Annotated in this window: 18 protein-coding genes; 14 read left to right on the top strand and 4 right to left on the bottom strand. The window is 52.5% G+C overall.

The annotated features are described in order from the left end of the window. Positions 1-345 precede the first annotated feature (345 nt). Both ACR3EQ_RS09160 and ACR3EQ_RS09155 read left to right on the top strand, forming a co-directional pair. On the top strand, positions 346-1890 hold the full coding sequence (locus ACR3EQ_RS09160; RefSeq protein ID WP_480490436.1) for a GH3 family acyl-acid amido synthetase: 1545 nt from the start codon (positions 346-348) through the stop codon (positions 1888-1890). Continuing rightward, complete coding sequence (locus tag ACR3EQ_RS09155) at positions 1880-2938, top strand: hypothetical protein (RefSeq protein ID WP_480490434.1); 1059 nt, start codon at positions 1880-1882, stop codon at positions 2936-2938. The genes ACR3EQ_RS09160 and ACR3EQ_RS09155 overlap by 11 nt, the downstream gene beginning before the upstream one ends. A 4-nt stretch (positions 2939-2942) precedes the next feature. Here ACR3EQ_RS09155 and ACR3EQ_RS09150 read toward each other — a convergent pair whose 3' ends face one another. Beyond that, positions 2943-3725 carry an SDR family NAD(P)-dependent oxidoreductase gene (locus tag ACR3EQ_RS09150; protein ID WP_480490432.1) on the bottom strand — a complete coding sequence of 261 codons (783 nt, stop codon included), beginning with the start codon at positions 3723-3725 and terminating at the stop codon, positions 2943-2945. Between the two features lie 12 nt (positions 3726-3737). Next, complete coding sequence (locus tag ACR3EQ_RS09145) at positions 3738-5003, bottom strand: aminotransferase class I/II-fold pyridoxal phosphate-dependent enzyme (protein WP_480490430.1); 1266 nt, start codon at positions 5001-5003, stop codon at positions 3738-3740. A 76-nt stretch (positions 5004-5079) separates the two neighbouring features. Between ACR3EQ_RS09145 and ACR3EQ_RS09140 the strand changes: the two genes are divergently transcribed. The 3 genes from ACR3EQ_RS09140 (at position 5080) to ACR3EQ_RS09130 (ending at position 9233) form a co-directional block, all read left to right on the top strand. Beyond that, on the top strand, positions 5080-6921 hold the full coding sequence (locus ACR3EQ_RS09140; RefSeq protein ID WP_480490428.1) for an AMP-dependent synthetase/ligase: 1842 nt from the start codon (positions 5080-5082) through the stop codon (positions 6919-6921). A 169-nt stretch (positions 6922-7090) separates the two neighbouring features. Next, positions 7091-7672 (top strand): c-type cytochrome, encoded by a 582-nt coding sequence (locus ACR3EQ_RS09135; RefSeq protein ID WP_480490427.1) that lies wholly within the window; start codon positions 7091-7093, stop codon positions 7670-7672. 43 nt (positions 7673-7715) lie between these two features. After that, entirely contained in the window at positions 7716-9233 is a 1518-nt protein-coding gene (locus ACR3EQ_RS09130) for a bifunctional aminoglycoside phosphotransferase/ATP-binding protein (protein ID WP_480490425.1), read from the top strand. Positions 9234-9349: 116 nt separating this feature from the next. Here ACR3EQ_RS09130 and ACR3EQ_RS09125 read toward each other — a convergent pair whose 3' ends face one another. Then, a complete protein-coding gene (locus ACR3EQ_RS09125) occupies positions 9350-9766 on the bottom strand; it encodes an Hsp20/alpha crystallin family protein (protein WP_170617576.1) in 417 nt (138 codons plus the stop codon). A 261-nt stretch (positions 9767-10027) separates the two neighbouring features. Between ACR3EQ_RS09125 and ACR3EQ_RS09120 the strand changes: the two genes are divergently transcribed. Beyond that, positions 10028-10324 carry a hypothetical protein gene (locus ACR3EQ_RS09120; RefSeq protein ID WP_170615118.1) on the top strand — a complete coding sequence of 99 codons (297 nt, stop codon included), beginning with the start codon at positions 10028-10030 and terminating at the stop codon, positions 10322-10324. A gap of 559 nt (positions 10325-10883) precedes the next feature. After that, positions 10884-11144, top strand: a complete 261-nt coding sequence (locus tag ACR3EQ_RS09115; RefSeq protein WP_170615119.1) for a hypothetical protein — start codon at positions 10884-10886, stop codon at positions 11142-11144. A 528-nt stretch (positions 11145-11672) separates the two neighbouring features. On the opposite strand, the gene ACR3EQ_RS09110 is transcribed toward ACR3EQ_RS09115, so the two are convergent. Next, positions 11673-12515 carry a cation efflux transmembrane domain-containing protein gene (locus ACR3EQ_RS09110; protein WP_480490423.1) on the bottom strand — a complete coding sequence of 281 codons (843 nt, stop codon included), beginning with the start codon at positions 12513-12515 and terminating at the stop codon, positions 11673-11675. Between the two features lie 402 nt (positions 12516-12917). Here ACR3EQ_RS09110 and gntH point away from each other — a divergent pair, with 402 nt between their 5' ends. The 7 genes from gntH to ACR3EQ_RS09075 all read left to right on the top strand — a co-directional run bounded on the left by gntH (position 12918) and on the right by ACR3EQ_RS09075 (position 20078). After that, positions 12918-14177, top strand: a complete 1260-nt coding sequence (gene gntH / locus ACR3EQ_RS09105; protein ID WP_170617328.1) for a guanitoxin biosynthesis MBL fold metallo-hydrolase GntH — start codon at positions 12918-12920, stop codon at positions 14175-14177. Positions 14178-15127: 950 nt separating this feature from the next. Next, a complete protein-coding gene (locus ACR3EQ_RS09100) occupies positions 15128-15712 on the top strand; it encodes a deoxyribodipyrimidine photo-lyase (protein WP_480490421.1) in 585 nt (194 codons plus the stop codon). Next, positions 15700-16641, top strand: coding sequence for an FAD-binding domain-containing protein (locus tag ACR3EQ_RS09095; RefSeq protein WP_480490420.1), 942 nt, complete (start codon positions 15700-15702; stop codon positions 16639-16641). Before ACR3EQ_RS09100 ends, ACR3EQ_RS09095 begins: the two co-directional genes overlap by 13 nt. Positions 16642-16643: 2 nt before the next feature. Further along, positions 16644-16775, top strand: coding sequence for a DUF2256 domain-containing protein (locus tag ACR3EQ_RS09090; protein WP_480491756.1), 132 nt, complete (start codon positions 16644-16646; stop codon positions 16773-16775). After that, complete coding sequence (locus ACR3EQ_RS09085) at positions 16772-18016, top strand: FAD-binding domain-containing protein (RefSeq protein WP_170612312.1); 1245 nt, start codon at positions 16772-16774, stop codon at positions 18014-18016. The genes ACR3EQ_RS09090 and ACR3EQ_RS09085 overlap by 4 nt, the downstream gene beginning before the upstream one ends. A 3-nt stretch (positions 18017-18019) precedes the next feature. After that, a complete protein-coding gene (locus tag ACR3EQ_RS09080; RefSeq protein ID WP_170619248.1) occupies positions 18020-19513 on the top strand; it encodes a cryptochrome/photolyase family protein in 1494 nt (497 codons plus the stop codon). 385 nt (positions 19514-19898) lie between these two features. After that, positions 19899-20078, top strand: a complete 180-nt coding sequence (locus ACR3EQ_RS09075; protein ID WP_480442127.1) for a YdeI/OmpD-associated family protein — start codon at positions 19899-19901, stop codon at positions 20076-20078. The last annotated feature ends 170 nt before the right edge of the window (positions 20079-20248 follow it).

Genomic DNA, 20248 nt, shown 5'->3' with positions numbered 1-20248 from the left:
GTGCAGACAGCAAAGTCAGGCCAACGGTGCTTGAGCCAAATCAATGTGGCGCGCCAGTTGAACAGCTACGGTTCTCAAGTTGGGAGGCCAAAAAGATTTCGATAGAATATGCCGAAATCTGTCAGCGGTAGCGCAGGCCGAGACCAACGTATTCGTGGAAAACGGACATTTTGCTGTACAAGGCGCCGCGCTATGCGAATTTTACAACGGAGAGTCTAGCCGACAGTCAATGGCAAGTGTGAAACACTGGAGAAGTAATCGTTTTCGCAAATTAACCTTGTGAACTGGGCAGCCTAGGCGATGAACAAACCTCAACCGACACGAGCAATTAGCCGATCCAGTCGCATGATCGACTTCAGCCCATTGGCTCGTCGGTACGCGAAGGCTAGGGTTTGGAGTTTGAATCGACAGAACCCCTCTGTTGTTCAATCGACGCTGTTGACTAGGCTTGTTCGCCGCGCGTCTAAAACGAAGTTCGGACAAGCCCATGGCTTTGACCAAATCTCCAAACTCAGAGACTACCAGCAGCGAGTGCCTATCCGCCAATACGTCGAGTTCTGGCAGGAGTGGTGGCAGGCAAGATACCCCGATCTCATCGACCAAACTTGGCCGGGGCGAATTCCGCATTTTGCAATGACCTCGGGGACAACAACGGGTCGCTCCAAATACATTCCATATTCGACCGAGATGCGGCGTTCTGCGGCGCGCGGATTTCTAGATCTTCTGTGTCACCACTTTGTTAATCGACCGGGCAGCAGGGTGCTGGGGGGCTCTGTACTTGGTTTGACCGGCCCAACTGACTTGCAGCACGCCACTCCAGAGGTGGATGTGGGTTCCGTCAGTGCCATCACTGCAGGTGCAATGCCAAACTGGTTTGAGGGTCGAGTGTTGCCAACCCCCGATATTGCCGGGATCGCAGATTGGGAGGAAAAGATCCGCCGTCTGGCACCCCTATCTTTGCAGAGAGACGTGCGTTTTTTGGGGGGTTCACCAAACTGGTTGCTTATCTTTTTGGACGAACTCGCAAAAGATCGGGACACTTCGGGAGTAAAACTAGTCGATTGGTATCCAAACCTAGAGCTTATCGTACACGGTGGCGTAAATTTCGCTCCGTACCGGCAGCGGTTTGTGGCGCTGATGCAGGGAGGCCACGCAGAAACACGAGAGATGTACTCTGCCAGCGAGGGCGTATTTGCCTACGCCGACCGAGGCGACGGGGAGGGTATGCGCCTGCACCTGAATGGTCATGTGTTTTTTGAGTTTATTCCGGCGGAACAGCTCCATTCCAAAAATCCCGAACGGTACTGGGTTGGAAACATTGAAACCGGAGTTGATTACGCCTTGGCAATTTCGACAGCCGCCGGACTGTGGTCGTATATTGTAGGGGATATTGTGCGCTTCTTGGATCTCTCGCCACCGCGCTTGTTGGTGGTCGGGCGAGTGGAAAACGGGTTGTCCGTCTTCGGTGAACATCTGATTGAAGCGGAAATCGCGGAGGCAGTAGCTGTGGCCGCATCGAACACAGGACTCTCCGTTGTCGACTATAGCGTGGGCGCAGTCTGCGAAGATCAGCGCAATCGCCATCTCTATCTCGTCGAAGTAGAGGGAGAACCTCATCCGAATGCTGCGGAAACGTTCGCTTCAAAAGTCGACAAAGTCTTGTGCAGCCGAAATGAAGATTATTCCGAGTTACGTGCAAGAGGTCTCGCTCTTACAGCACCAGTGGTGAATTTCGTTTCCTCGGGAGGGTTCCTCAGATGGATGAAATCTCGTCGTGGCTTGGGCGGTCAATATAAGGTTCCCAGGATCGTGACAGATGCCAGTTTGTTCGATGACATGCGCAAGGCGATTTTGAGCCAGTCAAACGAAGGTCAAACTCATGACGGTTGAGGTGATTTGGCAAGACCCCAGCTTACCCAGACTGATCACGCGATCGGATGAACCTTCGGCGGCAACCGTTGAATTGCTCGGACATACAGTCTGGGGGAGCCGATCCACGAAATACCGCATTATTGATGTCCCAAATAAGTTGGCTCGGTTGCGTGACCCAAGTTTTTTCGTTTTGTCTGATGCCGGGCAAGAGCTTTGCGTTTTCGTTCTGGATAAGTGTCTGAAATTGTTAGCGGGGAAAAGGTGCCATGGTTTCCACTTTGTAATGGCCTCGACTAGGCCTGATAGACAGCACGAGGGACTTGCAGGGCAGCTGATTGAGCATGTTCGGAATTATTGCACCTCGACCGTCGGGACACCGGGGTTTGGATTTGCCTATGTCGAAGAAACGACTGAATACTCGCTCCACCTATCGGATCAGATTGGTCATGCGGTTGAGGCCAACATACCTCTGGCTCTTTTTTCGCGGTTTTTTCCGCGCAAGGATCCAAAAGTGGGCATGGTCCGTCCCGAGGAAGCGGAACAGGTTTTGGCCGAGTTGGAGCAGGCTTATCAAGACCACGAATTGACCGACTTCCGCTCTTCATTCAAATCGGATGAGTGTTTTGCTGTAAGAGAAGGAGACGCGATAATAGCGCTTGCTCAGGCAGAACTGTTGAGGTGGTCGATCGTCTCGATGCCCGGAATCCAAGGGGCATTTTTGCTTAGGATTCTCCCATATTTGCCTGGGCTAAGTAGCGTTTTCTGTTTGCAGGATCTTAGGGTCGTCAGATTTGGAAATCTGGTCGTGAAAGAGGGACAGGAAGCGGTGTTCTTTAAGCTATTGGAAGCCTGCTTGCATCATTACCAAGCCAAGATTGGCCTGATAATGCTTGATGAACGAAGCGGCGTTTTACGTCGCATTCAAGAATGTGGAAAAATGGGCCTCTTATCTCATGCCATGTCAGGCTCAGCCAAATTGAGGATCGACGTAGTCGGAATGGGCGAGGATATGATCGCGAAGTTGCGAAACGGTCCTGTAATGGTGAGTGCTGGTGACGTCTTCTGATTGGTCACTCGCCAACTATCTTGCGTCCCAGCGAACCGGGTATGATCTTGAAGAACAATGCCACAGCCTTATTGAAAAAACCCGGGATACAGATTGGTTGGTTTTTTTCTACGGCGCGTATCGCGGTAACCGCGACATCATTCGGCTCGCTCCACATCCACTTTGGGATCTTGACGGATTCTACTGTTCCACCTGCTGCGGCCTGAAATCCCGTGTGTGTGAAGCCGGGGCACACAGCGGTAACGTGCACGCCGCTTGGTTTCATTTCCGCCCGCAATGCGATTGAGAACTGAGCAAGGTACGATTTCAAAGGGTAGTACAGTGTTCCTCCTGCGTGAGGTGGAACAAATGCCGCCAGCGAGGATACGTTTATGATCCGCCCTGATCTTTTTTCCTGCATTGCGGGAGCAATAAGATAGCATAGTCGCACTGGAGCCGCGCCCATGACTTCGATGGTTTCTCGATGCCTGTCCCATTCCACCTCACACAGATTTCCAGGAACGCCGAACCCGGCATTGTTCACAAGGATGTCCACTTGGATGTTTTGCTCAATCAGATAATCGAACAAACTTTGAGGCGTCTCAGGGATAGCAAGGTCTCCAACCCAAACTTGGACGTCTATTCCGTATTTTGATCGCAGTTGTGACGCCAACAATTGTAGGGGATCATTCCGACGTGCGACGATGAGTAAATTGACGCCTTCGGATGCGTATTCTTCCGCAAATGCCCGCCCAATCCCCGAAGATGCTCCTGTAATGAGCGCCGTTCTGTTGTCTAGCGGTTCCAACGTCACGCGCTCCTAAAGGTTCAGGATCTCACGCATTTCGGCAAGACAACCCAGCAGGAAGTCAATCTGCTCGCGTTCGTGTTGACAGGTCATTACAAACCTGATGCGAGCCTGGCCGAGCGCAACAGCGGGGTAACGAGCATGTGGTGCGACGATACCGCGATGTCTAAGCAGGCGGGTAACCTCGGCCGCTTTTAGTTCGTCGCCAATCAAGGTTGGGACAATGTGTGCTTCGCTGCCAAGAGTTTCATACCCACGGGATTCCACTTCACGTCTGAAGTAAAATGCATTCTCAAGCGCTTTTTCGCGTCTCCAGGGCTCGCGTTCAGCAAGGTCGATAGCTTCGGTTACCCCGGCTGCGATGGCTGGCGGCAATGGTGCGGAGAAGATGTATGTCCGTGCAGAAATACGCAAAAAGTCGATTACTTCCTGATCCCCGGAAACATATCCACCAACGCCTCCAAAAGCCTTTGTAAATGTACCCATTTGCAAGTCCACGTCGGTTGAAGCGACCCCGTGGTGTTCTAGGCTACCCCGACCATTAGCCCCGAGCATGCCGACCCCGTGTGCGTCATCGATCATCAGCATGGCGTTGTGCTCGCGAGCCAAATCAGCCATCGTCGGGATTGGTGCTATGTCTCCATCCATGCTAAACACACCGTCGCTTACGATAAATTTGGATGGCATTTTCGACTCGCCAATTGCCTCAGCGAGGTGTTTCATATTCTTGTGTGGGAACCTGCTGATCTTCGCCTTTGCGAGGCGGACACCGTCTACGACGCTTGCGTGGTTCAGTTCTTCACTAAATACCTCCCAACCAACGGCGTCATTTTCTCCAAGTTTTTCTTGGCCGGGATGGCCAAGATGGGTCTCGGCCAAAGACTGGAGAAAGTCTACTTTCATAAGCGCTGGGATCACCCCGACGTTAGCCATGTACCCTGCCGCAAAACAAATAGCGTCTGCTTGGCCAACGAATTCGGCTATACGCTGCTCAAGCGCTCTATGAACATCGATGTTCGCTGCCATCTGTCGTGATCCACCGGAACCCAGCCCATAGCGCTCCAGCGCTTTCTGGGCAGTTGCTTTGACATCTGGGTGGTTCGAAAGGCCAAGAAGGTTGTTGGAGCAAAACAGCAGATGATCTCGACCGTCGACCCATATCACAGGCTCGGTCGTCGCGCTGTTTACGATAGGGTTGTTTGGGTACAGCCCTGAGTTTTGCACGAGTTTCGTCAAAGACTTTATTCGTGCGGCTGGTGAAGAAGCAGTTCCTGCCATCAGTCGAACCTTTCTTTCCAAGCCTCGAATTGTTGAGCAACTCAAGACGCACTCCGACAGGTTAACCCGCCCAACGTTGATTGAAATTGATTTGAATCATGGAGGTTTTGAACGCGATCTCAGAAGATGGAACATGTTTGAGAAGTCGCCAACCAGCGGGGTGGATGTAGCGCTGTGCCAGACGATTCCCGAAGCATTCGAAGCAAGGGTCAACGATACGCCCGATAGCCCCGCCTATATTCAGTTCGTGAACGGTGCCTGGCAGACACTGACTTGGCGCATGGTGAATGAACGGGTTGTCAAACGCCGTGCAGCCTTCGCGCAAGCTGATTTGCGCGCCGGGGATCGGATCGGGATTTTCTTACCGAACTGTGTCGATTGGATAGTCACTGATCTGGCGGCCATGTGCGAGGGGTTGGTAACTGTTCCGGTCTACACGCGGGATAGTGTTGCCAATATTTGCCACGTTCTGCGCGACAGCGGTGCAGTTTTATGTGTGACCGACAGTATCGATAGATGGGAAGATTTGGGGTCTGAACGTAAGTCCTTGACCGTATTGAAACAAGTCTGGCTGGTCAGTGGGGAAGGGCCGAATAAAGGTCGAGCGATGGTTTGCCCCGACATAGAGATCGGAAGTTACAAAGAAGATCGAGGTGAATTTGGTTCGCCAGATGATTTGGCGACACTTATTTACACCTCCGGCACTACGGGGCCTCCTAAGGGTGTGATGCTAACTTACAAAGCGCTCCTCTGGAACGCGGCGACTGTGGGCGAAATCAATCCAATTTCCGAAAAGGACTTATTCCTATCTGTCCTTCCTTTGGCCCACGCATTCGAGAGAACCCTAGGCTATATCTGTCCCATGCTTGCGAACAGCCCGGTGGCTTTCGCGCGCTCCATTCAAGACTTGGCTGAAGACATGCGGGCTCTGCATCCGACCGTCATGCTTGCGGTGCCGAGACTCTTCGAGAGAGTCCATGACAAAGTGATTTCGGAAGCAGAAGGTTCGGTAATAGCCAGCAGGCTGTTAGCTTGGACAGAGGCAATCGGCTGGCGCCGTCGGCAAGTCGTTGAAAATAAACTGCCGCCTCCTTCTATTGTGGCTAACCTTTATTGGACCCTGATCGGTAGACGTGTCAGCAGGCGTGTGCACGAAGCTTTCGGGGGGCATATTAGAATGCTGGTTTGCGGTGGTGCGCCTTTGTCCGCAGATACGTCTCGGTTTTTCGCAGCAATGGAAATCCCGCTGCTTCAGGGGTACGGACTCACAGAGGCTGGACCTGCAGTAACCGGGTCGACAATTGATGATCGTCGCTGTGACAGCGTCGGCTTCACGCTTCCGGGCAGCGAACTAAAAATAGGTGATCGGCAAGAACTGTTGATCCACTCACCGAGCGCTATGATCGGCTACTGGAATAACCCAGACGCGACAAACGATGCCTTCGATCAAGATCATTGGCTTCGTACAGGCGATGCGGCCGAGATAATCGATGAGCGTGTTTATATAAGGGGAAGAATAAAGGACATCCTCGTGCTATCGACCGGGGAAAACGTCAATCCAACGCCTATAGAAGCAGCTCTGGCTGCCGATCCTCTGATCGAACAGGTCTGTGTGTTGGGTGATAGCAAGCCATGGTGCTCGGCGGTTGTCGTTGTAAATGCACCGAAATTCCAAGCTTGGTGCGAAAAGACGGATGTTTCCTTAGCTAACCCAATGTCCGAAGAAGTTCGACGGAATTTGGTTGAATATCTAACAAATAGATTGGAAGATACCCCGCCCTTTGCCCGCATCCGCGACATTGTCATCGAGACTGAACCCTGGGGTCTAGAAAACGGTCTAATCACGCCGACACTAAAGCCTAAGCGAGCTAGAGTTCTAGCAAGGTATGAGAAAGCACTCTCAGATCTTTACCGCTGAGTACAAATTTCTTGTTGCGCCTAACCACCTTTGGCGCGCGCAATGCAGGTTCTTTTTGTCTAAAATCGGGTGGCAAATAAGAAAACGGTGTGAACTTTCATACGAATCTTGTCCATCTTCATCTGACCCACATCAAGGAGTCGGACGGGACTCGAATGCTAAGATTGGAATGTTAAGTAGCGAAGCTGTTTTTCGCTTTTTGCTGCCCGCTCCAATAGCCGTTTTCGAAGTCGGTGAAAAAAGCGGAGTTAGTACCCATAAGGACACCGCCTTGTTTCAAATCTTAAAGGGCAAAAGACTCAATTTTAGTGGGCTTGAGACTATGAAAAAACTTACGGCAGTAATCCTGGTTGGCTCCGTGTTTTATTCGTTTCAGAGTTTGGCGGAAACAGTTCCGACACAAGGCGAAGATCTATTCATCGCACACTGCGCCAAATGCCATGGGGTTGATGCACAGGGAAATGGGCCTGCGGCGACGGCCGTGAAAACACAACCTCCGGATTTGACCAAGATTGCCGACCGAAGAAGCGGTGTTTGGCCTATGCTAGAAGTGATGTCAATCTTGGATGGCTATCTAAAAACAACGACCCCACGTGAGGACATGCCCGTTATCGCCGAGCTAAGCGAAGGCTCCACGGTCGAATTTGATACGGGAAATGGCTTGGTTGCAGAAGTTCCTGCCAAACTCATCGCGTTGACCGAGTACCTGGAGAGCATTCAATCTCCCAAGCCGCTTAGGTACGTGCCGTGAACACCTAGCCGAAAAAGACTTTTCTAGGTCGCCGGAGGCAAAGATGATTGTTGAAGACCAAAGCGAAGTGGTGGCTTTCCTTTCGGACCCAGCCACGTACGGCATCAATGAGAAAATCGACGTTATCGAAACACATATATCAATCGTATTTCTCGCCGGAGATCGAGCATACAAGCTCAAGAAGGCGGTCTATTTGCCTTATGCAGACTTCTCAACTTCTGAAATTCGGTCAGAGGCATGCGCAAAGGAGTTGCAACTTAACAAAATCACTTCGCCTGAAATCTATCTCGGCGTACGGCACATTACTCGAAGCGGTTCAGTGTTGAATTTGGACGGGCAGGGCGAGTTTGTTGACGCAGTTGTTGAGATGGTACGCTTCGATCAAGATGCAATTCTGGACAAAATGGCTGTGCGGGGAGAGTTGACCTCCAACGTAATGAGTGTCCTGGCCAAGACGATCGCCAAAGCTCATCAGTTGGCAAAAAAAGTCCAAGCCAATGGGCGTGAAAATATCGAAGCCGTCCTGGAAATTAATCATGCGGGGTTTCAGCAAAGTTCGGTGTTTTCCAAGGCTGAAGTTGACCTAATTGACGGGGCTTTTCACGCGGACTTGAAGCAGAGGGCACCTATCCTCGACAAACGCGCCGCGCGTGGTTGCGTTAGACTGTGCCATGGCGACCTTCATCTTCGAAACATTTGCCTCTTCGGCGGTCGCCCGAGACTCTTCGACTGTATCGATTTCAATGACCAACTGGCGACTGTTGACGTTCTTTACGATCTCGCCTTCCTAGCTATGGACCTTTGGCACAGGGATTTACGACAGTTCGCGAACCTCGTCGTAAATCACTATCTAGATATTACAGAGGAAGAAGACGGTTACCCTTGTTTGCCGTTTTTTATTGCTCTTCGAGCAGCGGTCCGAGCGCATGTCCTTGCGACCCAATCCGAAGACCCACACATCGAAGACGCAAACGCCAAGCGGCAAGAAGCCCGCAGTTACTACGAGCTGGCAATGTCTCTCTTTTGTGCCTCAAAGCCGCGCTTGGTCGCGATCGGCGGGTTTAGTGGTAGCGGCAAGTCGACTATGTCGATTGCAATTGCTCCTGCCATCGGATCTGCACCGGGCGCAAGAGTGATAGAAAGTGACAAGACCCGCAAAGCAATGTTCGGGTGCGATCCACACACCAAGTTACCGGATCATGCCTATGAGCCTGAGGTTTCGGATAGAGTTTATGGTTCAATGGCGCAGAGAGCCGGCTCACTTTTGAGCGGTGGGAGCGCGGTGGTGGTCGACGCCGTTTACGATCGCCCAGGCCGAAGGGAGGAAGTCGAACAGGTCGCGCGGGAAGCTTGTGTTCGCTTCGACGGCATCTGGTTAACCGCGGCGCCGGGAGAACTCAAACGACGCGTTCAAACACGGCCTCAATCAGCTTCTGATGCGACTCCGAGAGTGCTTGAAAGGCAGTTGCAAAAGCACTTGGGTCCGATTGATTGGAACCATATTAAGACCTCTTGTACGATAGAAGAAACGCGGTTGAAGATTTTGAAAACGTTGGCCTGAAATTGTCAGAAGAACTTGGCTAGAGGCGGAGCAGGGGGCTTTCGTAGCCTCAGCTTATGAATAAAAGATCGCCATTAAAGTACTACAAAACCAGCCCCGAGATCATTCGGCTGGCCCTAGGATCTGCGGATCTGCACCTTGGTATCTTCCGACTTTGCCAGTGTGACCTTAGGAATATTGATGGTCAGCACTCCATCCTTCAGGAGTGCATCGACACTGTCGGCATCCGCGTCCGGCGGCAGCCGAAAAGACCGGCTGAAAGAGCCATACTGCCTCTCGGAGAAGAACCATGTCTCACCTTTCTCTTCGCGCTTGGTTTGCTTTTCGCCCTTCAGCGTTACAACACCTTCATGAACACTCAAGTCGATGTCTTCTTCAGCCACCCCTGGCAGTTCGACGCTGATACGGTAAGTGTTATCCGAACCTGACGCCTCCGATGCAGGGGCCAACCATTCGGATACTCGCGTCCCCACCTGCCGAAGGGGTTCATAAAGCGAAGGCCAGAAGCCGCTGGTGTGAGATTTCTCAACCATTTCCATGTTCTCCTCTCTGATAGGTTGGAGAGATATTGAGCTGGTCGCCGTTCCACGTCCTTGATGCGGATCAAAAGGGAATGGCTGCAAAGTCCGCAGAGCAGACGATCAGTCAAATTTGCCGAGCGTCCGCTTTGAGAAAGCGGACTTTGACTTTTGGACAATAATGCGCGCGCAAGGCGAGGTCATAAGGACAAGGATTGATCTGATCGCCAAGCACTCACGTAACATTATTACTCAAGTATAAAGGGAGTGAGTAACATGACTAAGTTTTTTGTCGGTGCAACTGTCTCGATGCTGCTGACTGCGCCTGTTGCATTCGCTGGGCCAGGGCAGGGAAATACTGGAAACGGAAATAGTGATCTCGCGCAGTCGATGGCAGCAGCAGTGTCGGGTGGTGGTGCAACATTGGGCCGGGACCTTGGCGGTAAAGGCAGAGGTACAGCCTCCGTTGTAAGCGGTGGTGGAACCGGCGGCTGGGGCAATGAAGGCAGCGCTAGTGCCGTTGGTCTTGCTGACGGCCAAGTCTCCAATCGTGGTGGCGATCGCGGTCGGTAATAGGATGTGGGACCTGCGCGATTTTTATCCCGGGTCATACAAAGCTGTTGTGATAGTCTCCGCGATCGCTGGCAGACTATCACTCAACCGAATTTAATCTCTGATTAGAAGTGCCCATTTCCTGATACAGCCCAGCACTCCCACCGCTGGGTATGACGTTGATAGGACCAAATGTACTTAAAGACCGGTTCCAACTGATTTTGCTTCCATTTAAGGAACAAAAAAAATTGATTGTTTACGGAACGTGGGCCTTTTTGTTTTCACGGGTAAAATTAGGAAATTCCACTTCTGATGACCCCCTCGGTAGCGCAGGTTTTTTTCTGGCCCAGGGAACCTACGTATTTGTTTACTACCGCACACAGCCGTGTTGCCTCGTGCCCTCTAGAACTGGCAGCGCGGGTTTTTTTGGTCCAGTGGAGCAATGTGTACGTATTTTAATTACTACCAACCACGGACGACCGGCGTTTCGCCTTATCGTTTTGCCAAATGGCGGAGCGCCTACTAAGTTTATTTTTTCGGGTCTGTGGGTTTGGTTTCAGTTAGATCTGGGAGAAAAACCATGGATAGTAGTTTCAACATAAAATCGGCATGGGCTTCGGTAATGGATGAAACCAAAAACCCACTTAAGAACCAATCTTTGTCTACTGCACATTTTTTGATGCAAATGTTGGCTTGGATGTGGAGTGCGATTTTCTCGCTCATAGTTGGAAGCTACTTCGTTTTCGGCGTTACCGCAGCGGCTCACATGTTGCTCATTGGTGGGCTGTTTGTGACGTTGATAGTATTCCGAAAGGCTGAAGCGACAGACTTAGACGACTAGAAAGTTCGTGGCTCCTATAGTTGACCGGGTGGACCTACGAGTTCCGTTCCCCCAGGCGATGGATGCGCAGGCGCTTCCACAACATACGCACCCAACCGCTCAGGCACTGTCGCGCTCTGATCCTGCAAACTGGGCTTGGAACAACATTCCTGCTGCTGTTTCAGCTTACAGTTCAGGTCCAAAAGCGGACCTTCCAGTCACATTGTACAACTACTATGCAAACCAGTTTCGAACAGAAAGCAAACCCTCACAAGGCCTTCGGGCGCCGCAGTGCAGCTAATGGCGGCTTCGTCCGCAAAGCAGTCGTTCAGGCCGATTGCAGCGAATAGCTGCTCAGAGCCCATACCGGAAGTGATCCGGGTAAAACGTTCGCGGGTGCAGCAACGATGCCAGCCGAGGTATTCAACTGCGGAGCAGAAATAAAAGCGGCCGTTCATGCAAAGCGCGGCGAATTTTGAAGTACCAAGGTCCGACTTGCGGACTTAGCCGCCTTTGGCCGATACGTACTGGTGGTCCGTTTTGGTGTGTTTAACCGGCAGTCGCCATGTCGGCCCTAGCGTCACGTATGATCGACCAAGATGAGTGTAGAAACAGTCCGGCAATCCCAAAGGCTACGAGCAAATCCGGCCAACCATTGCCGAGCCACGCGACAAAAACCGCTGCCACAACGACCGCAGCATTGCCGATAGCGTCATTGCGTGAAAACAGCCAAACGGCCCGCATATTAGCATCGCCTTTGCGGAACTTCATGAGCGGCAGTACCGCGAGAATGTTCACGACCAGAGCAACGATACCGAATACCCCCATCAGGGTCGGGTCTGGCATGGTCTGGGTGAACACGCGCCAAACCGTTGTTGCGAGCACACCCAATCCGAGCGTGCCGAGGAAAACGCCTTGGATCAAAGCTGAGCGCGCCCGCCAGACAAGGCTCCAGCCAATTGCAAGCAGGCCAAGAAACGTGATGAGACCGTCGCCAATGAAGTCGAGCGCATCGGCTTTGACTGCCTGCGACCCCGCAATAAACCCACCGATCATTTCAATCACGCCGTAGCCGACATTTAGCAACACGACGATCCAGAGCGCCCGACGGTATGCCGGGTCTTGATGCACCGCCCCGGGCTGAGCGTCCTCGCCATCCTTGATACGATCAAATCCGTAGCCTGTTGTCGCGACCGCTTCTTCAATCTCGGGCAAACGCGCCTCAGGGACTGTGAGGGTCATGATATGTGTGGCTGCCGACACCTTAACTGCGTCCGGCGCAATGCCCGCGGTCTGTGCCGCGCGTTCGATCTGCGCTGCATCCTTGGCGCAGTCCATGCCCGAGACACGGTAGCGAATTGGTAAGGCTTCAGAAATCAGGGCACCCGTCATAGTGCTACAGTAGAGGCGGCGGGTATCACAGCCAACCCGTGAGCGGCCATTGGTCGCGAGCGCAGCATTGGCAAAATGGGCTCGAAGCGGACTTGCGGCGCCGCAGCAGGTCGCATTCAAACCCAGTCCCGAAAGCGGTCATTACGAGAATTGAGATGATCCTGCGTTTGCACCAGCTTGTCCCTGTGAGCCGACATTCGATTTTCGGAAGCTGTCTTTCGCATAATCCGGGCTGACTTACTGCTCAGAGCCCAAAGCAGCAACTAAAATCAAAAGAAAACCATGCCGCAAATCCGGCAATTTCTTGAAACCTTGCCAGACGCATTCAAAATCTGCGATCCTATTATGAATCGGCTTCAGACTGTTTAAAATTCCAGTTGACCCTGATCGGAGGCAATTGCAATGGCTTTTTCCGCGCAAAATAAAAACTGTATTTTGGCGTTCATATCTACGGTTTTTTTGGCTTCGGCAAACACTGTGGTCGCGCAGAGCAATGATCCATCCCAATGGTCGAGGACCGAGCCGTTTCCTAACCAAACTGTTTATTATCCGGGAACCGAGTCTCTTGGTCCTGACGAAATGCGAGTTGTTGCCTGTGGAACCGGTATGCCTCAGCCGCGCCTAAAGCAAGCTGCGGCATGTTTCTTAGTTGAATTGGGTAATGGCGAAAAGTTCATCTTCGACATGGGAGAGGGATCCTATGAACGGATCATGGCGCTTGGGATTCCACTGGATCAGCTGGATAAAGTCTTCTTGGGCCACCTGCACCTAGATCACGCTGGTGATTTTCCGGCCTTTTACTTCACCGGCCCCGTAAACAACCGCCTAACGCCTGTTCGTCTTTGGGGACCCGAAGGCATCAAACCTGAGTGGGGAACAAAGTCTTGGGCAGATCACATGAAGAAAATGTGGGCATGGGAAGAAGCGACTCGTGGGGCGGCGGTCGATCCCCGTGGGTTACAACTTGAGGTCAACGAATTCGATTGGAAAATCGTAAATAACGTCATTTTTGACGAAAACGGTGTTCAGGTCAGAACCCTGCCGGCCATACATGGTGAACAAGCAGTGAGTTTTCTGCTTGAATGGAACGGACTAAAATTTGCTTTTTCGTCTGATACGCTTCCAACACGATGGTGGAGAGAGCATGCGGCGGGTGCGGACCTTGCAATCCATGAGTGCTTCACCCCTCCCGAATTCATGATCGAGAAATATGGGTTTGCGCCTTCCGAAGCAATTTTTGTGGGCTCTCAGGGGCACACTTCCGCACAAGCATTCGGTAAGATCATGTCTGAAACTGAACCAAGATTGGCGGTTTGTTACCACTTCCAAAACGATCATGACATTGCGCTGGCTGTCTATTCAGCAATACGAGAGACATATGATGGGCCATTGGACTTGGCGGCGGACTTCATGACCTGGAACGTAACCAAAGATAGTATTCGTACTCGCCAAGGAGTGCCCAACGAAGAGTCTTTCCCGGCACCAGTGCAAATGCCCAAGCAACCGCCTGACTCAGCTGCAGAGTTCCCGTTCTCCGAATTTGATCTCGAGAGCATGGACCGCGAAGCGGCCAAAGCTACAAACGAAATGATCAGAGCATTCAACGAACGCACAGGAAATGACGAAGTCGGAGCCTATACCAGCATTCCCTTCCAAGAGTGAATAAGGCGTCCGAGCACCCCAAAGAATTGGAAGTACCGAGGTCGGCTTTGTCCGCAACTCAGACGCTCGACACCCGCGCAGGGAACGACCGGTTTTGAATTGCGCCGATTTGGCACACTTGAACGTCCGCTTTCGGGAATTTGCGCCGCACTGCCGCGACGTAGACCTTGATTTGATGGACGTGCGGCCACCAAGTTTGCTGCATTAGCATCAGGCGGGTTTGTCCGCATAGCAGTCATTCATGACAAGTGCAGCGTATGACCGCTTTGAGCCCCAAGCAGTCGCTTGCTACAGGCAGTGCAAGAACGCAGCAGTGATCCAAATGCCCGCGCCGTCTTGATCTGGGATGACAGACAGCCCGGGCCATAGTCTGGTCATGGGACTGCCCAGACTATTTGGAATGCGAAATTGGACATGCGTAGTTAACCAGAATGGCTTGGCTACTCATTTACGACAGTGTTGTCCCACCTAGTGACCAACTACTCGCACAATGGGACCCTGTCTTCAGAGGCGTGACGGCAAGATCTGATACACAAGCAAACATGTAACACGCGGGAAAAATTACTTTATCGCGCGTAAAAAATGTTGAATTGTTGTTTTTTTAGATTCAAGTATCGGCGTGTGTAGCAAGTTTGTATTGTCAATTTTGCTCACGTAGTAGCCAGATCTGTCTGGTTAGCCTCCTGGAGACGAAAGTGAGTGGCGTCGCCGGGAGGCAATTTTTTTTGCTGAATGGTCCTCTTAGAAAAAGGTCGAGTTCGGGCGCACACAGCACTCCTATGACCCCTCCTCGCAGGTGTCAGTCTCGCTCGCAGAAACTTCCAACATTCAAGTACCGAAGGCCAATGGCTTTTGTGCAAAAGCCACGTCAGCAGCGAATTGCGGAGACGACTTTAACAAAGATCCATTTTTAGTGGCCATTCGTACACTACTTGAACAATGGAGGTGTCGTGCAGGTCGTTTGGTTCAAACGAGATTTGCGGGTAACGGATCATCCGGCACTAGCGCAAGCGTCTGAGGTCGGGCCAGTTCTGCCACTCTATGTGGTTGAAACTGAGCTTTGGCAGCAACCCGACGCGTCAACACGGCAGTGGAACTTTGTTGCTGAGACAATCGCTGGGTTACGAAAAGACCTTGGGAAACTGGGCCAGCCGCTCATTGTGCGCATCGGGCAAATTGTGGAGGTCCTTTCCCAGTTAAAAGATCGTGGTCTTATCGACGAGCTCTGGTCACATGAGGAAACTGGAAATAATTGGACGTATCAGCGGGACCGTCAGGTCGCTGCGTGGTGCAGGGAGCATGGCGTGCGGTGGCGCGAAGTACAAAACCATGGCGTTTTTCGGAGGCTCAAGTCTCGCGACGGCTGGGCGGAAAGTTGGGATAGGTTTATGGCTCTGCCCGTTTCTTCACCAGTTGCGCTAGAGCATATCGGCGTAGAACCAGGATACATTCCCACGGGGCACGACCTCGGCTTGCGGGATGATCTATGCGTTGGTCGTCAGCAGGTGGACGAGCTGCGGGTTTGGAACGTCTGAACAGCTTTCTGACCCGCCGTGGCAAAAGATACCAACGCGAAATGTCCAGCCCCTTGCAGGGGGTTGTTGCGTGTTCGCGGCTATCGCCCCACCTGGCTTGGGGTGCGCTTTCGATGCGCGAGGTGTCGCAAGCGACTGAAAAGCAGAGACGAAGATTGCCGCCGCAAGCAAAGGACTGGCGCAAATCGCTTCGCTCTTTCTCGGGCCGATTGCATTGGCATTGCCATTTTATTCAAAAACTTGAGGATGAACCTCGGATTGAGTTTGAAAATCTGCATCTGCTCTACGACGATCTTCGACCGAAAGCGCCAGATGCCGAACTCTTGGCTGCATGGTCCAACGGCGAAACGGGCTATCCTTTCTTGGACGCATGTATGCGGTCGTTGCAAGCAACGGGGTGGCTCAACTTTCGGATGCGCGCGATGGTGATGGCCGCGGCGAGTTATCACCTCTGGCTGGATTGGCGGGCCCCGGGTGAGCATTTGGCGCGCATGTTTACTGACTACGAGCCGGGCATTCACTGGAACCAGGTGCAGATGCAATCAGGCACCACCGGCATCAATACTGTTCGCATCTATAATCCGGTTAAGCAGGGCTATGATCAGGATCCAGAAGGATTGTTCATTCGGACATGGTTGCCGGAATTGTCCCACATCACTGATCAGCATATCCATGAACCTTGGAAAGCTCACGGCGCGAAACAAATCATTGGAACGCTTTATCCAGCGCGTGTTTTTGACCATCTCGCAGCGGCTAAGGCCGCGCGCGAGCGGGTTTGGAGCGTCCGCCGAAGCGCGGAGTTTCGCTCCGAAGCGCGAGCCATCGTGACAAAACACGCGAGCCGAAAGACCAGGCGGAGTGCTCGCAAAGTCGCGCGGGCTTCTCAAGATCAAATGCAACTCGGCCTGCCTTTGGGGGACCATTGGTGAAGATGCGAAAGAGAGCCGATTTACCCCAGAAAATCTGCCCGGTCTGTCAGCGCCCTTTCACTTGGCGCAAGAAATGGGGAAAAGTTTGGGATGAAGTGAATTACTGCTCGAAAAAATGCAGGTCGGCCGCATGACCGAGATTTTTCCAGAACTTGGGGAAGCGAAAGAGACGATCAGTTTCAAGCCCACACGAACCAATGGCCTTAAAAGGCTGAAGCAGTTCGTAGGACGCGCCGGTCGGCATTACGCAGGTAAGCGGAACTACGATTTTGGGACCGATCAACGCAGCAATGTATCGGGTTTGTCACCTTGGGTGCGCCACCGTTTGATAACGGAACAAGAGGTACTGGCAACTGTACTAGCGTCACATAATCCCGACGCGGCGGAGAAGTTCGTTCAAGAAGTGTTCTGGCGCACTTACTTCAAGGGCTGGCTGGAACAGAGGCCCAGCGTCTGGGCACATTATCAACGGGATCTGTTGAGCGCTTTAGAGCGACTAAAATTCGATCAGGGCTTAGAGATCCGTTTCAACGATGCAGTGAACGGCAATACCGGCATCGACTGTTTCGATCATTGGGCGCGGGAACTGGTGACGACCGGTTACCTCCACAACCATGCGCGCATGTGGTTTGCATCAATTTGGATTTTCACGCTCCACATACCCTGGCATCTTGGCGCGGACTTCTTTTTGCGGCATTTGCTGGATGGCGATCCCGCGTCAAACACGCTGAGCTGGCGGTGGGTCGGCGGATTGCACACGAAAGGCAAAACCTACCTCGCGCGACCCGATAATATTGCCAAATACACGCAAGGACGGTTTCAACCAAAAGGCCTCGCCAAATTTGCAGAACCGTTGACCGAGCCGGTAGATCACCCGCTCATTCCACTTTCTATCCCGCTCATTCCCGCAGACAGCCCTTATCTGTTGCTGTTGACAGAGGATGATCTGTCAAGTGACTGCTTAGTGCGGACATCGCCTGCTGCCGCGATTGGACTTTTGGCGACGCATGGTCGGTCTCCAAACCCGATGGGGGACGCCGCAAAGGATTTTGCCAAGGGCGCGATGAACAGCGCCCTGGAACCCCATGGAAAACACGCGAAATCAGCTGAGGATTGGTGTGGTCCGTTGATCGAGGCAGCACGGAATGCCGGCGTCACGACCATTGCAACAGCCTATGTGCCTGTCGGCCCCACTCGGTCATGGCTGGATCGTGCGGAGCCTTTATTGAGAGACGCAGGCCTATCATTGAATAGGATAATGCTGCCGTACGACGCTATGACATGGCCTCATGCAAGGGCCGGATTCTTCAGCCTTCGAAAGAAGATCCCGTCGCTCTTAGGCCAATTGAACCTAGCCACCCAACAAAGAGAATAGCTCGTGTCCTCTGCAGTCCTTCTACTCCCCAACCAATTGTTTGCCCAACACCCGGGTCTGTCCGCCGGGCCAGACACTGTTGTGCTTTTCGAAGACCCGCTGTTCTTTGGCGATGCGCATTACCCAGCCACGATGCATAAACAAAAGCTTTGGCTGCACCGCGCCTCTATGGCGCGCTATCGCGATGGCTTGGTCGCTAAGGGCATTGATGCCGCGATCTGGCCCTTTGAGCGGCAGTCGGGCGCGTGCCTGCGACTTTTTCAAAACCTACGTGATCGCGGTGTCAGCCAAATGATGATAGCTGATCCGGTAGACTTCATTGCGGAAAGACGTTTGCGGGCGGCGGCTAGCAATACCGGCATCACGCTCGACATCAAGCCATCGCCTGGCTTTCTGAATACGCGGGCCGACAATCTGGATTGGTCTCTCGGTCGAAAACGTTGGCTCATGGCTGAGTTCTACAAAAGCCAACGCCGACGCTTGAACGTTTTGATGGACAGCGGTCAACCGACGGGGGGACAGTGGAGCTTTGACGAGGAAAACCGCAAGAAAGTGCCCAAGGCGCTGTTAGGCAGCCTGCCTTGGATCGATTGGCCTTCCCATGACGCAGTTGATGAAGCCGCAAAAGCAAGCGTTCTTGCTGATTTTCCAGAAGCATTGGGCAGCCTGGATACGTTGTATTATCCGACATCACACAAAGCTGCGTCCGACTGGCTGGCGCAGTTTCTGGAACGGCGGTTCGAACGTTTTGGCGACTATGAAGATGCCATTGTTGAGGGCGAAAACTGGCTATGGCACGCCGTTCTCACGCCAGCATTGAACATAGGATTGTTGGCGCCAAAACAAGTTTTGGACGCTGCCCTGGCGCATGCGGATCGCAAGGGCATTCCCTTGAATTCGGTAGAAGGTTTTATCCGCCAGATCATTGGCTGGCGCGAGTTTATGCGCGCGACTTATGAGAGCCTGGGTGTGCCGATGCGCACTACAAATCATTGGGGCCATCACCGCCCAATGCCCTGCGCTTTCTACGACGGAACCACTGGTATTGATCCGCTGGACGACACGATCAAAAGGGTGCTCAAGACAGGGTATTGTCATCATATTGAACGCCTCATGGTTTTGGGTGGATTTATGTTTCTGTGCGAAATTGATCCGGATCATGTCTATCGCTGGTTCATGGAAATGTTCGTCGACAGCTATGATTGGGTTATGGTTCCTAATGCCTACGCGATGAGCCAGCATGCCGATGGCGGGTTGATCACCACCAAACCGTACTTTTCGGGTTCAAACTATGTTCGCAAAATGAGCCATTGGGGAAAGGGGCCTTGGTCCGACATTTGGGACGGGCTTTATTGGCGCTTTATTCTGAAACACAGCGATAGACTGACTGGCAATCCCCGATGGGCGATGATGTGCCGTACGGCTGGGCGAATGTCACCAGAGGTCAAAAGCAACCACTTGAAGATGGCTGAAGCTTTTTTGCGACGGATGACATAAGCATGAACACTATGGTGGCGCATCACAGATATTGAGGTCACATCCCGTGATCAGCTTTGGGACTGGCTGAGCACGCATTTTGCCCAACGTGATAGCGTCCGCCTGATCACGTGGAAGGCGGCACATCCGCAGAAATATGTCAGTCGGGACGAGGTGCTGGATGCGCTGATCGCGCATGGTTGGATTGATGGAAGACGATTTACAATCGATGAAGACCGGACGGCGCAACTGATCAGCCCGCGAAAGCAGCAAGCTTGGTCCAAAAGCTACAAAGATAGGGCGGAGCGCCTTGGGCAAGAAGGCATAGTGCACCCCGCCGGAGAGGCTTCCATACAAGCCGGTAAAGCTTCAGGGCTTTGGAACTTTTGACGATGTCGATGCTCTTATCGTCCCAGACGATTTATCCGTTGTATTGAACCTGGACAAATGGGAGCGATTGCCCCCGTCTTACCGACGCAATGTCCTGCGCTGGATTAAGGTCGCCAAGTACCCGACAACGCGCCAACGGCGGATCGATAACACGGTCGTAACCACGCACACCGGCGAAAGAATGCAGCAAATGTAGCGCCGTCAGGTTTGTTCTTAGTCCCTAGTTGGAACTTGAACTTTCGTATCGCGTTAGAGCAACGCAGCCAAAATTTTGGTTTGGAGTAGCCGCCACGGAGGTCGCCGTCCGCTTAAGCAATGAATTTTCGCGTTTGTGGCACTACGGTCCAAGTGCTCAGACTTAAGTTC

The sequence above is a fragment of the Ruegeria sp. AN11 genome (assembly GCF_056536005.1).
The sequence above is the reverse complement of the archived record's forward strand: the minus strand, read 5'-3'. Positions and strand labels throughout refer to the sequence as shown.